The 15,181-nt window shown below is 75.3% G+C and carries 1 protein-coding gene and 1 pseudogene; both read left to right on the plus strand.

Annotated features, from left to right (window positions below):
* The first annotated feature begins 8 nt into the window (after positions 1-8).
* Complete coding sequence (locus LZG04_RS25530) at positions 9-9,209, plus strand: type I polyketide synthase (RefSeq protein ID WP_233821041.1); 9,201 nt, start codon at positions 9-11, stop codon at positions 9,207-9,209.
* 68 nt (positions 9,210-9,277) lie between these two features.
* Positions 9,278-15,166: pseudogene (locus LZG04_RS25535) on the plus strand (thioester reductase domain-containing protein); the annotation flags it as partial.
* Positions 15,167-15,181 lie beyond the last annotated feature (15 nt).

Raw genomic sequence — 15,181 nt, forward strand, 5'->3', positions numbered from 1 at the left:
GAGACGACGTGGCTGACGAGAACAAGCTCCGCGACTACCTCAAGCGGGCCATCGCCGACGCGCGGGACGCCCGCAGGCGGTTGAAGGAGGTCGAGGACCGCGAGCACGAGCCGATCGCGATCGTGGGCATGGCCTGCCGCTACCCCGGCGGCGTCCGCACGCCCGACGAGCTGTGGCGGCTGGTGGCCGAGGGGCGGGACGCGATCACGCCGTTCCCGGACAACCGCGGCTGGCCCGCCGACCTGCACGACCCCGACCCGGAGCGGGTGGGCCGGTCCACCACGGGCCACGGCGGGTTCCTGCACGACGCCGACCGGTTCGACGCCGAGTTCTTCGGCCTGTCACCGCGCGAAGCCCTCGCCGTCGACCCGCAGCAGCGGCTGCTGCTGGAGACCACCTGGGAGACGGTGGAGAGCGCGGGCATCGACCCGGAGTCGTTGCGCGGCAGCAAGACCGGCGTGTTCGTCGGCGTGATGTACAACGACTACGGCTCCCGCCCGAACCTGCCGCCCGACGACGTGGAGGGCTACCTGTTCAGCGGCAGCGCGGGCAGCATCGCGTCCGGCCGGTTGGCCTACACGTTCGGGCTGGAAGGCCCGACCGTGACCGTGGACACGGCGTGCTCGTCGTCGTTGGTCGCGGTGCACCTGGCGGCCGCGGCGCTGCGCCGGGGCGAGTGCTCGCTGGCGGTGGCCGGCGGCGCCACGGTGATGTCGACGCCGACCGCGTTCATCGAGTTCTCCCGGCTGCGCGGGCTCGCGGCCGACGGTCGCTGCAAGTCGTTCTCCGACCACGCCGACGGCACCGGCTGGGCCGAGGGCGTGGGCGTGCTGCTGCTCGAGCGGCTGTCCGACGCGCGCCGCAACGGCCACCAGGTGCTGGCCGTGATCCGGGGCAGCGCGGTGAACTCCGATGGCGCGTCCAACGGCCTGACCGCGCCGAACGGCCCGGCGCAGGAACGCGTGATCCGCGCGGCCCTGGCGGCGGCCGGCCTGTCGCCGTCGGACGTGGACCTGGTGGAGGCGCACGGCACCGGGACGACGTTGGGCGACCCGATCGAGGCCCGCGCGGTGCTCGCCACCTACGGGCGCGACCGCGAGCAGCCGGTGTGGCTCGGCTCGCTGAAGTCCAACATCGGGCACGCCCAGGCGGCGGCCGGTGTCGGCGGGATCATCAAGGTGGCGCAGGCGATGCGGCACGGCGTGATGCCCCGCACGCTGCACGCGGACGAGCCGTCGAGCCACGTCGACTGGACCGCGGGCAAGGTCGAACTGCTGACCGAGGAACGGGAGTGGCCGCGCGGCGACCGGCCGCGACGGGCGGGTGTGTCGTCGTTCGGGTTCGGCGGCACCAACGCGCACGTCGTGATCGAGGAAGCCACGCCGGTGGACGCCACGCCTGACGACGACGTGGTCACCGCGGAGCCCGAGGCCGCCGAGCACGACCCGGCGCTGCCGGTGCCGTTCGTGCTGTCCGGGCGCAGCCCGGAGGCGGTGGCCGAGCAGGCGAAACGGCTCGCCGAGGCCGGGGCGTCCGGGCGGGACGCGGCGTTCACGCTGGCCACCCGCACGCCCATGTCGTACCGCGCGGCCGGCACCGACCTGCGCGACTTCCCGACCGCGGTGGTCCCGCCGCGCGGCAAGGTGGCGTTCGCGTTCACCGGTCAGGGCGCTCAGCGGGTCCGCATGGGGCTGGAGCTGGCCGAGGCGTACCCGGTGTTCGCCCGCGCGTTCGCCGAGGTCTGCGCGCACCTGCCCGTGCGCGAGGTCATCGAGTCGGGCGTGGACCTCGACCTCACCGGCAACGCGCAGCCCGCCCTGTTCGCGGTCGAGGTGGCGTTGTTCCGGCTGTTGGAGTCCTGGCACGTGCGGCCGGACTTCCTGGTCGGCCACTCGATCGGCGAGCTCGCCGCCGCGCACGTGGCCGGTGTGCTGTCCCTCGCCGACGCCGCCAAGCTCGTCGCCGCGCGTGGCCGGCTCATGCAGGCGTTGCCGCCCGGCGGCGCGATGGTCGCGGTCCGGGCCGCCGAGCACGAGGTGGAGCTGTCCGACGGCGTGGCGATCGCCGCGGTCAACGGGCCGCGCTCGCTGGTGCTGTCCGGCGAGGAGGACGCCGTCCTCAGGGCCGCCGAAGGGCTGCGCGGCAAGCGGCTCGCGGTCAGCCACGCGTTCCACTCGCCGCTGATGGAACCGATGCTGGGCGAGTTCCGCGCCGTCGCCCGCACCCTGACCTACCACCCGCCGAAGCTCCCCGTGGTGTCGACGGTGGGCGAGGACGCCGACTGGACCGACCCGGAGTACTGGGTGCGCCAGGTCCGCGCCACCGTCCGCTTCCACGACGCCCTGACCACGCTGCACGACCGCGACGTGCGCACGGTGGTCGAACTGGGGCCGGACGCGGTCCTGTCCGGCCTCACCGCCGCCGCGTTCGACGACGTCAAGGCGGTGCCCCTGCTGCGCGCCAGCCACCCGGAACCGCAGACGGTCGCCGCCGCGCTGGCCGACCTGCACATGCGTGGCGTGGACCCGGACTGGGCCGCCGTGTTCCCCGGCGCGCGCAAGGTCGCGCTGCCGACCTACGCGTTCCAGCGCAAGCGGTACTGGCTCGCGCCGTCGACGAGCGGTGACGTGTCGGCGGCCGGCCTCACGTCCTCCGGGCACCCGTTGCTCGGCGCGACGGTCGAGCTGCCCGACGGCGTCACCGTGCAGACCGGCAAGCTGTCCCTGGCCACGCACCCGTGGCTGGGGGAGCACCGCGTGCACGGCACGGCCGTCGTGCCCGGCACGGCCCTGGTCGAGCTGGCGGGTGACGTCGCCGAGCTGACCGTCACCTCGCCGCTGGTCGTCCCGGACACCGGTGCGGTGACCGTCCAGGTGGTCCGCACCGCCACCACCGTCGAGATCCACTCGCGCCGCGACGACGAGCCGTGGACCCGGCACGCCACCGGCACGCTCGACCCGGCCGACGACCCGGTCGACCACCTGGCGCAGTGGCCGCCCGCCGCGCCCGAGGTGGCCGTGTCCTACGACGGCCTCGACCGGCACGGCTACGGCTACGGACCGGCGTTCCAGGGCCTGCGCAGGGTGTGGCGGGCCGACGGCGAGGTGTTCGCCGAGGTCGCTGCCGACGTCCCGAGCACCGGGTTCACCGTGCACCCGGCGTTGTTCGACGCGGCGCTGCACCCGTTGCTGCCCGGCGTGGTCGAGGACGGTCCGGCCCGGTTGCCGTTCTCCTGGTCCGGCGTCCGGTTCCACGGCACGGCGGGCACGGCGTTGCGCGTCCGGATCACCCCGACCGGCCCGGACTCGGTGGCGCTGCTGGTCGCCGACAGCACCGGCGCGCCGGTGCTGTCGGTCGCCGAACTCGTGCTGCGCCCGCTCACCGGCCCGATCACGGGCGCGGAACTGCTGTTCACGCCGACTCCGCGGACTTCCCGGACCGACGTGGACCGGGTGTTCGCCGTCGAGACCCCGCACGGCACGGTGCCCGAGCAGGTCCGCCAGGTCACGCACCGCGTGCTGGCGGAGCTGCGCGACTGGGCCGCGGGTTCCGGCGGCGTCCTGGGCGTGGCCGTCACCGACGACCTCGCGCACGCGGCGGTGGAGGGACTCGTGCGCAGCGCGGCGGCCGAACACCCCGGCCGGTTCGTGCTGCTGCGCGACGGGCAGGCCCTCGAACCCGTCCTCACGCCGGCCCCGCGTGCCGCGAACGCCGGCCCGAGCTGGGACGCGGTCCTGATCACCGGCGCGAGCGGCGCGCTCGGCGGCGCCATCGCCCGGCACCTGGTCACCCGGCACGGCGCGCGCAAGCTCGTGCTGCTCAGCCGCAGCGGTGCCGTGCCTGACCACTTGGGCGCGGACATCGAGGGCGTGGAGGTCGTGCCGGTGGCCTGCGACGCGGCCGACCGCGACGCGTTGGCCGCCGTGCTGGCCGAGCACCCGGTCACGGCGGTCGTGCACGCGGCGGGCGTGGTGGCGGACGGCACGCTCGACTCCCTGACCCCGGAGCAGGTCGACCGCGTGCTGCGGCCCAAGGTCGACGCCGCCTGGAACCTGCACGAGCTGGCCGGTGACGTCGAGGCGTTCGTGCTGTACTCGTCCATCGCGGGCGTGCTGGGCACGGCCGGGCAGGCGAACTACGCGGCGGGCAACACGTTCCTCGACGCGCTGGCCCGTCACCGCCACGCCCTCGGCCTGCCCGCGACCTCGCTGGCGTGGGGCCTGTGGGAGTCGGAGAGCGCGATGTCCGGCGGTCTGTCCGAAGTGGACCGCAAGCGGATCCGGCGGTTGGGCCTGGAGCCGATCGCGGTCGACGCGGCGCTCGCGGCGTTCGACGCGGCCCTCACCACCGGTGCACCCGTGCTCGCGGTGACCGGGCTGAACCGCGCCGCGCTGCGCGACGACCCGCACCCCGCGTTGCGCGAACTGGCCCCGAAACGCCGTGCCGCGCGCAAGCCGACGTCACTCCCCACGGACGTCCGGGCGCTCACCGACCTGGTGCGGTCGCACGTCGCGGCGGTCCTCGGGCACGCGGACCCGGCCGGCATCGACGCGCGCCGGGCGTTCAGCGAGATGGGCTTCGACTCGCTCACGGCGGTCGAGCTGCGCAACCGGCTGGCCGAGGCCACCGGGCGGCGGCTGCCCACGACGCTGGTGTTCGACCACCCGACGCCCGCCGCGCTGGCCGAGCACCTCGCGGGCACGGTCAAGCCCGCCGAGCAGAAGGTGACCGCGGCCGACGAGCCGATCGCGATCGTCGGCATGGCCTGCCGCTACCCGGGTGGCGTGCGCACGCCCGAAGACCTGTGGGAGCTGGTCGCCCAGGGCCGGGACGCGATCGGCGAGTTCCCCGTCAACCGGGGCTGGGACCTCGACCGCCTCTACCACCCCGACCCGCAGCACCCCGGCACGACCTACACCCGGCACGGCGGGTTCCTGCACGACGCCGACCTGTTCGACCCGGAGTTCTTCGGCATGTCGCCGCGCGAGGCGTTGGCGACCGACCCGCAGCAGCGGCTGTTGCTGGAGACCGCCTGGGAGGCGCTGGAGCGCGGCGGCATCGACCCGACCTCGGTGCGCGGCACGAGGACCGGCGTGTTCACCGGCCTGATGTACCACGACTACGGCACCGGCGGCGCGTTGCCGCCGGAGCTGGAGGGCTACCTGGTCGGTGGCACGTCCGGCAGCGTCGCCTCGGGCCGCGTGGCCTACGCGCTCGGGCTGGAAGGCCCGGCGATCACCGTGGACACGGCGTGCTCGTCGTCGCTGGTGGCGCTGCACCTGGCGGTCGGCGCGCTGCGGCGCGGCGAGTGCGACCTGGCGCTGGCCGGCGGCGCGACCGTGATGGCGACGCCGACGGCGTTCGTGGAGTTCTCGCGGCAGCGCGGCCTGGCCCCGGACGGCCGCTGCAAGCCGTTCGCGGCGTCGGCCGACGGCACCGGCTGGGCCGAGGGCGTCGGCGTGCTGCTGGTGGAACGGCTGTCCGACGCCCGGCGCAACGGGCACCCGGTGCTGGCCGTGGTGCGCGGGACGGCGGTCAACTCCGACGGCGCGTCCAACGGCCTGACCGCGCCGAACGGCCCGGCGCAGCAGCGCGTCATCCGCGCCGCGCTCGCCGCCGCAGGCCTGGAGCCGTCCGACGTGGACCTGGTGGAGGCGCACGGCACCGGCACGACGTTGGGCGACCCGATCGAGGCCGAGGCGTTGCTGGCGGTGTACGGCGAGCGCGAGCGGCCGTTGGCGCTGGGGTCGTTGAAGTCCAACATCGGCCACACGCAGGCCGCCGCGGGCGTCGGCGGGATCATCAAGGTGGTCGAGGCGATGCGGCACGGCGTGCTGCCGCGCACGCTGCACGTGGACGAGCCGACGCCGCACGTCGACTGGTCGGCCGGTGCGGTGGAGCTGCTGACGCGGGAGCGGGCGTGGCCCGCCGACCGTCCGCGCCGTGCCGCGGTGTCGTCGTTCGGCATCAGCGGCACCAACGCGCACGTCGTCGTGGAGCAGGCGCCGGTCGAGGCCGAGGCTGACCGCCCGGCGGAGGGTCCGGTGCCCGTGGTGGTGTCCGCCCGAACGCCGCAGGCGTTGGTCGAGCAGCTGGAACGGCTGGCCTCCGTCGACGTCCCCCTCGCCGACCTCGCCCACACGCTGGGCACCGGGCGTGCCCTGCTGGAGCACCGCGCGGTCGTCGCGGCCTCGTCGCCTGCGGACCTGCGTGACGCGGTGACGTTGCCGCGGGCGCGTGACGGTCGGACGGCGTTCGTGTTCACCGGGCAGGGCGCGCAGCGGGTCGGCATGGGGCTGGAGCTCGCGCGGGCGTTCCCGGTGTTCGCGCGGGCGTTCGAGGAGGTGTGCGAGCACCTGCCGGTGCGGGCCGCGATCGAGTCCGGCGACGGGCTGAACGAGACCGGTGCAGCGCAGCCCGCGTTGTTCGCGGTCGAGGTCGCGTTGTTCCGGCTGCTGGAGTCGTGGGGCGTGCGGCCGGACTTCGTCGCCGGGCACTCGATCGGCGAGATCGCGGCCGCGCACGTGGCCGGTGTGCTGTCCCTGGCGGACGCGGCGAAGCTGGTCGCGGCACGCGGTCGGCTGATGCAGGCGTTGCCGCGCGGTGGCGCGATGGTCGCCGTGCAGGCGGCCGAGGACGAGGTGGAGCTGCGTGAGGGCGTGGCGATCGCCGCGGTGAACGGGCCGCGTTCGGTCGTGCTGTCCGGGGTCGAGGACGCGGTCCTGGCCTGCGCCGAGGGGTTCAAGCACACCCGGCTCACGGTCAGCCACGCGTTCCACTCGCCGCTGATGGACCCGATGCTGGACGACTTCCGCGCGGTGGCGCAGGAGCTGACCTACCACCAGCCGCGGATCCCGGTGGTGTCGACCGTCGGTGAGGACGCCGACTGGACCGACCCGTCGTACTGGGTGCGGCACGTGCGCGAACCGGTGCGGTTCCACGACGCGGCGCGCACGCTGCTCGACCGTGGCGTGACGACGTTCGTCGAGCTGGGCCCGGACGCGATCCTGACCGGCCTGCTGGCCACCGTGCTGCCCGACGGGCACGCCGCTCTGCCCGTGCTCCGTCGTGACCGCTCCGAGCAGCGCACGGCGGTGGAGCTGTTCGCCCACCTGCACGCCCGGGGCGTGGCGGTGGACTGGTCGGCGTTCCCGGGACGGCGGGCCGTGCTGCCGACCTACCCGTTCCAGCGGGAGCGGTACTGGCTGACCGCCAAGCCGCGCACCGGCGGCGGGCACCCGGTGCTGGACGAGCCGGTGCACGTCGCGGACCGCGACGAGGTGCTGTTCACCGGCACGCTGACCGAGCCGTTGACCGGCGCCGGTGTGGCGGAGCTGGTGTGGCACGCGGGTCGCGAGGTCGGCTTCCCGGTGGTGGACCTGGACGTCGTGGCGCTGCCCGGGGTCGGCCGGATCCAGCTGAAGGTGGGCGAGCGGGACGGCGACAAGCGCCCGGTGAGCGTGCACGCGTGGCAGGACGGGTGGGTCGAGCAGGCCAGGGGCACGCTCGCGGCCGGCCCGCTGGTCGACGCCAAGGTCGACTTGTCGCTGCTCGCGCGGGCCGACCTGGAACCCGCCGTGTGGCGCGGCCTGCGTGCCACGGCGTCGGGAACCGCCGTGCGCCTGGACGGCTCGGTGTTCCGCGACGAGCAGGGCAACGAGGTCGCCCGCCTGGACTCGCTCGAGTTCCGCGCCCTGAACGGGGTGCCGGTGTACGAGGTGCAGTGGGTGCCGGTGGACCTGCCGGAGGCCGATGGGCCCACGCCGGACGTGATCCGGGTGGAGTCCGGACCGGACCCGCTGGCGACCGCGCACACGGCGACCCGCCAGGTGCTGGCGGAGCTGCGCGCACGTGCCACGGGCACGGGTCGGGCGGTCGTGCTGACCCCGGACCCGGCCGACCCCGGCGTGGCCGCGGTGTGGGGCCTGGTCCGGGCGGCGCAGGTGGAGGCACCGGACCGGATCGTGCTGGTCGGCGTGACGCCGACGCCGGCGGGCTCGACCGAGGTCGCCCACAACGGCACGTCGGCCGGCAACGGCACGGCCGGGAATGGCACGGCATTCCGCAATGGTTTCGCAGCCGCCAATGGCACACCGGCCGGCAACGGCGCACCGGCCGCCAATGGCGCAGCGGTCGGTTCCGGTCGAAACGGTTCGGCGAATGGCGTGGCGAGCAACGGGGCCGCCGGGGCGCACCACAGCGGCGGGTCCGGTGGCCAGTCCGGCGACCTGACAGCCCGTCTCGCGGCCGTGGTCGCGTCCGGTGAGCCGCAGGTCGTGTTCCGGGACGGGCGGGCGTTCGTGCCCCGGTTGGTGCGGGTGACCGCACAGGCGCTGCCCGTGCCGCAGGACGCGGTCGTGCACCGGACCCGGCCGTCCGCGCGGGCCACCCTCGCCGGGCTCACCGACGACGTGCTGGCCGACGCCCTGCGTGAGACCGCCGAGGCGGCTTGGCGGCTGCACCGCGAGACGCCCGGCCACCTGGTCTTCGCGTCGGCGGTGGAGGGGTTCGGCGCGGCCGGGTACGCGCACTACGCGGCCGGGGTGGCGTTCGTGGAAGCCCTGGCGCACCAGCGGGTCGCGGCGGGGATGCCCGGCACGGCGGTCATCACCGGCCAGGACGTGGTCGTCACCGACCGGCCCGCCGTGGTCGCCGCGCCGGTGTCGGAGCTGGCGCCCACCGCGCTGCTGCGCGACCTCGTCCGCGCGCCGAAGGTCCCGTTGGCCGAACGGTTGGCCTCCGCCGCCGAGGGCGAACGCGGCCCGCTCGTGGAGGAGGTCGTCCGCGCCCAGGTCGCGGCGGTCCTCGGGCACGGCGACCCGCGCCGGGTGGACCTGGACAAGCCGTTCAGCGACCTCGGCTTCGACTCGCTCACCGCCGTGGACCTGCGCAACCGGCTCACCGCGGAGACCGGCGTCGCGCTGGAGGCGACCCTGGTGTTCGACCACCCGACGCCCGCCGCGCTCGCCGGCGTGCTGCTGGACCGCCTCACGCCCGACGACACCGCACCGGCCCTGGCCGAGCTCGACCGGCTGGAGGCGGCGCTCGCGCAGGTCGGCGACGAGCAACGGCAGCAGTTGACCGTGCGCCTGCGCACGATCCTGAACCGCTGGACCGAGCCGGAGCCCGCCGCGGTCCGCACGGACTTCGACTCCGCCGCCGAGCTGTTCGACTTCATCGACAACCAGCTCGGCCGCGCCACCCGCTGACCACCCACGACATCGAGGAGAACGCAGTGTCCAACGAGGAGCGGCTGGTCGAGTACCTGAAGTGGGTGACGGCGGACCTCCAACAGGCACGGCAGCGCATCGCCGAGCTGGAGACGCCCGAGCCGGTCGCGATCGTGGCGATGGCCTGCCGCTACCCCGGCGGCGTCCACTCGCCGGACGACCTGTGGCGGCTCGTCGCCGAGGGACGTGACGGCATCACCTCCTGGCCGACCGACCGCGGCTGGGACGTCGACCGGCTCTACGACCCCGAGCCTGGCGTGCCGGGCCGGACCTACACCCGGGAAGGCGGCTTCGTCGACCACGCCACCGACTTCGACGCCGCGTTCTTCGGCATCTCGCCGCGCGAGGCGCTGGGCATGGACCCGCAGCAGCGGGTGCTGCTGGAGACCGCGTGGGAGCTGTTCGAACGCGCCGGCATCGACACGGCCGCGTTGCGCGGGAGCCGCACGGGCGTGTTCGCGGGCGTGGGGGAGCAGAGCTACCTGGGCCTGGCCGGGCCGCAGGAGCTGGAGGGCTTCCTGATGACCGGCAAGCTGGGCAGCGTGGCGTCCGGGCGGATCGCCTACGCGTTCGGCTTCGAAGGCCCGGCCGTCACCGTGGACACGGCGTGCTCGTCGTCCCTGGTGGCGCTGCACATGGCGGTGCGGTCGCTGCGGTCGGGTGAGTCGACGTTGGCGGTCGCGGGCGGCTGCACGGTGTACGGCTCGCCCACCGGGTACGTCGACTTCTCCCGCCAGCGCGGCCTCGCGGCGGACGGCCGGTGCAAGTCGTTCGCCGCGGCGGCCGACGGCACCGGCTGGTCGGAGGGCGTCGGCCTGCTGCTGCTGGAGAAGCTGTCCGACGCGCGCCGCAACGGCCACCCCGTGCTCGCGGTCATCCGGGGCAGCGCGATCAACTCCGACGGCGCGTCCAACGGCCTGACCGCGCCGAACGGCCCGGCGCAGGAACGCGTCATCCGCGCCGCGCTCGACGACGCCGGGCTGTCCACCTCGGACGTCGACGTGGTCGAGGCGCACGGCACCGGCACCCGGCTCGGTGACCCGATCGAGGCGCAGGCGCTGCTGGCCACCTACGGCCAGGGCCGGTCGACGCCGCTGCTGCTGGGGTCGCTGAAGTCCAACATCGGGCACAGCGTGGCCGCCGCCGGTGTCGGTGGCGTGATCAAGATGGTGCAGGCGATGCGGCACGGCGTCGCGCCGCGCACCCTGCACGTGGACGAGCCGACGCCGGTGGTCGACTGGTCGTCCGGCTCGGTGGAGCTGCTGCGCGAGGCCAGGCCGTGGCCGGAAGCCGACCGGCCCCGGCGGGCGGCGGTGTCGTCGTTCGGCGTCAGCGGCACCAACGCCCACGTGGTGCTGGAGCACGTCCCCGAGGAAGAACCGCAGCCTGGGGTCGAGGTCGACGGTGAGCTGCCGTTCCTGCTGTCGGCACGGTCCGCCGAGGCGTTGCGGGCCCAGGCGCGCCGCCTGCACGACCACCTCGCCGCCCGACCCGACCTCGCACCTCTCGACGTCGCCCACACCCTCGCCACCGGCCGCACCGCCCTGGACCACCGCGGCACGGTCGTGGCCCGCGACCGGGACGAGCTGCTGGCCGCCCTGAAGGCGTTCGACGGCGGCACGCCGGTCCCGCAGCGCGGCCGGACCGCGTTCCTGTTCACCGGCCAAGGCGCGCAACGCGCCCGCATGGGACGTGACCTGCACGAGCGGTTCCCGGTCTTCCGGCAGGCGTTCGACGAGGTGTGCGCGCTGCTCGACCCGCACCTGCCGACGCCGTTGAAGGACGTGGTGTTCGGCGACTCCGAGCTGCTGCACCGGACCCGGTACACGCAGCCCGCGCTGTTCGCGTTCGAGGTGGCGTTGTTCCGGCTGCTGGAGTCCTGGCGGGTCGTGCCGGACTTCGTCGCGGGCCACTCGCTGGGGGAGCTGACCGCCGCGCACGTCGCCGGGGTCTTCTCGCTGGAGGACGCCTGCGCGCTGGTCGCGGCCCGCGCGCGCCTGATCGGCGAGCTGCCCGAGGGCGGGGCGATGGTCGCGGTGGCCGCGCCCGCCGCCGAGGTCGAGCCGCTGCTGACCTCGCGGGTGGGGCTGGCGGCGGTGAACGGCCCGGCGTCGGTCGTGGTGTCCGGTGACGAGGACGCGGTGCTCGCGGTCGAGTCGGAGTTGCGCGCCCGCGGCCGCCGCACCAAGCGGCTCACGGTGAGCCACGCGTTCCACTCGCACCGGATGGACCCGGCGCTGGAGCCGTTCCGCGAGGTCGCCGCGAAGATCACCTACCACGCGCCGCGCATCCCGGTCGTGTCCAATGTGACCGGCGGGGTGGACGCCGACCTGACCTCGCCCGACTACTGGGTCCGGCACGTCCGCGAGGCGGTGCGGTTCGCCGACTGCGTCCGGGCGCTGGCCGAGCGGGGCGTGACCGCGTTCGTGGAGGTCGGCCCGGCCGCCGCGCTGACGCCGATGGTGCGCGAGACCGTCGACGCGGCCGCGGTGGCGTTGCAGCGCGACGGCCTGGTGGCCGCGTTGGGCGAGCTGCACGCCCTCGGCGTGGCGGTGGACTGGCGCGCGTTCTTCGACGGCACGGGCGCGCGGCACGTGGAGCTGCCCACCTACCCGTTCCAGCGGCAGCGGTTCTGGGTCGAGCACCAGGAGTCGGCCGACGTGACCGAGCTGGGCGTGGCGGCGGCGGAGCACCCGCTGCTGGGCGCGGCCGTGCCGGTGGCGGGCGCGGACGAGGTGGTGTTCACCGGCAAGGTGTCCCTGCGCAACCACCCGTGGCTGGAGCGGCACCGCGTGCACGGTTCGGTGGTCCTGCCGTCCTCGGCGCTGGTGGAGCTGGCGATCCGCGCCGGCGACGAGGTCGGCCTGCCGAGGCTGGCGTCGCTGGACGTCCTGGCCCCGGTCGTGGTGCCCGATCGCGACGGCGTGCAGGTGCAGGTGCGGGTCGCGAACGGGCAGTTGACCGTCCACACCCGACTGGACGGCGACTGGTCGTTGCACGCGGCCGGCACGCTCGCCCCGGCCACGCGGTCGCCCTGGCCCGACGCGGGGGAGTGGACCGGGCTCGACCCCGTGGCACCCGACGGCTTCCGGCTGCACCCGTCGTTGCTCGACGCGGCGCTGCGCCTGGTCGGCGAGGGTGACGCGGTGCGCTGGCGTGACGTGGAGCTGCACGCCACCGGCGCGTCGGACGTGCGGGCGCACGTGGACGGCGACCGGATCCTGCTCGCCGACCCGAGCGGGGGACCGGTGGCCACGGTCGGGTCGGTGCGCCTGCGCCCCACCGCGGCCGACGCCGTCGCCGACGCCCTGCTGCGCCCGCGGGACGCCCTGCTCGAAGTGGAGTGGGAGCCGGTCGAGCTGCCGCCGTCGGACCTCACCCCGCGCGTGGTGCGCTGGCGGTCCGGCGCCGACCTGCACACCCGGGTCGCGTCCGCGTTGGCCGACCTGCGGGGCGACGACCCGTTCGTCGCGGTGACCCGCGGCGCGGTGCGGGACGTGACCGACGTGGACGGCGCGGCGCTGTGGGGCCTGGCCCGGTCGGCGCAGTCCGAGCAACCGGGTCGGGTCGTGCTGGTCGACGTCGACGGCGACCCGGCGTCGGAGGCCGTGATCCCGGCCGTCGTCGCGGCGGGCGTGCCGCAAGCCTTGGTGCGGCACGGGGTCGTGCACGTGCCGAAGCTGCGCCGCGCGCAGCTCGGGCGGATGACGTGGCGGACCGACGGCACGGTCCTGATCACCGGCGGCACCGGCACGCTCGGCGCGATGGTCGCCCGGCACCTGGCCCGCCGTGGCGTGCGGCACCTGCTGCTCACCAGCCGTCGCGGTCCGGAGTCGCCGGGCGCGGCGGAACTGCGCGACGAGTTGACGTCGCTGGGCGCGTCCGTCCGGATCGTCGCCTGCGACGCCGCCGACCGCGACCAGCTCGAGGCCGCCATCGGCGACACCCGCCTGACCGGGGTCGTGCACACGGCGGGCGTCATCGACGACGCCCTGATCGGCGACCTGACCCCCGACCGGCTCACCGCCGTGCTGCGGCCCAAGGCCGACGCCGCCCGGCACCTGCACGAGCTGACCCGCGGCCACGACCTGACCGCGTTCGTGCTGTTCTCGTCCATCGCCGGGGTCATCGGCGGCGCGGGCCAGGGCAACTACGCCGCCGCGAACGCCTACCTCGACGGCCTGGCCGCCCACCGCGCCGCGCTCGGCCTGCCCGCGACGTCCGTCGCCTGGGGCCTGTGGGCCGAGGCCAGCGGCATCACCAGCGGCCTGAGCGAGCTGGACCGGGCCCGCATCGCCCGCGCCGGGTTCCGGCCCGTGGAGTCCGAGCAGGGCCTGGCGATGCTGGACGCCGCCGTGGCATCGGGCGTGCCGGTCCTCGTGGGCGCACCGCTGGACCTGACCGCCCTGCGCGCGCGTCCGGACCAGGCCCCGCCGCTGCTGCGCACGCTGCTGCCGCCGGTGCGGCCGGTCGCGCGCACCGGCGCGCCCGTGCCGAACCTCGCCGAACTGCCCGCCGAGCAACGCCGGGCGATGGTCGGGGAGCTGGTGCGGCGGGAGGTCGCGTCCGTGCTCGGCCTGTCCGGCGAGGTGGAGGACAAGCCGTTCCCGGACCTGGGCTTCGACTCCCTGCTGTCGGTGGAGCTGCGCAACCGCGTCGCCGCCGCCACCGGGCTGACCCTGCCCGCCACCGTCGTGTTCGACCACCCGACGCCGGGCGCGTTGGCGGCGTTCCTGGCGGGCGCGGCCGGTGCGGCGGACGTCGACTACGACGAGGTGCTGGCCGAGGACATCCGGCCGGCGGAACAGGTCGTGCGCACGGTCGACGCGCCGCGGCACGTGCTGCTCACCGGCGCGACCGGGTTCGTCGGCGCGTTCCTGCTGCGCGAGCTGCTCAAGGCGTCCACGGCGACCGTGCACTGCCTGGTCCGTGCCGACGACGAGGCCGAGGGGCTGCGCAAGGTCGAGGCCAACCTCCGCTGGTACCGGCTGTGGGACGAGGTGGACGCGACCCGGCTGCGGATCGTGCCCGGCGACCTGGCCCAGCCGCGGCTCGGCCTGCCCGAGCAGACCTACGAGCGGTTGGCCCGCGAGGTCGACGCCGTCTACCACGCCGGCGCGACGGTGAACTGGCTGCGGCCGTACACCGAGCTGCGCGCGCCGAACGTGCACGGCACGCAGGAAGTGCTGCGCCTGGCCGCCCGGCACCGGACCGTGCCGGTGCACCACCTGTCCACGACCGGCGTGTTCGCCGGCGCGCGGGAACCGGGCGTGCCGCTGACCGTGGACGACCCCACCGGCCCGCCGGAGGCGCTGCCCAGCGGCTACCTGCGCAGCAAGTGGGTGGCGGAGCACCTGGTCGCCCAGGCCGCCGAACGGGGCCTGCCGGTGCGGGTGTACCGGGTGGACCTGGTGTCCGGTGACCAGGTCAACGGCGCGTGCCAGACCAGGGACTTCGTGTGGCTGGCCACCAAGGGCCTGATCCAGGCGGGCGCGGTGCCCGAAGGGCTGGACGGCACGGTGCCGATGGTGCCGGTGGACTACGCGGCGGCCGCCGTGGTGGCGTTGTCCCGCGAGTCCGGCGGCACGTTCCACCTCTACAACCCGGGCCGGGTGAGCTGGCGGGAGATCGTGGCGCGGCTGCGCGCCCACGGCTACCGCCTGGAGGAGCGGGAGTGGGCGCGGTGGCGGCGTGACGTGCTGGCCGACCGCGACAACGCCTTGATCCCGCTGCTGGACGCGTTCGAGCTGATGGTGGCCGACAACGCGGGCTTCTACCCGGCGGTGGACGTGTCGAGGACCGAGCAGGCGCTGGCCGGGACGGGCATCACGTGCCCGCCCGTGACCGGCGACCTGGTCGACACCTACATCAGGTTCTTCGCCGAGACCGGCTACTACCCGGCGAGCCGGGAGCTGGCGCTGGTCGGCGGGGCGTGACGGGCACCGGCGACC

The organism is Saccharothrix sp. S26 (assembly GCF_021390395.1).
Taxonomy (GTDB): domain Bacteria; phylum Actinomycetota; class Actinomycetes; order Mycobacteriales; family Pseudonocardiaceae; genus Actinosynnema.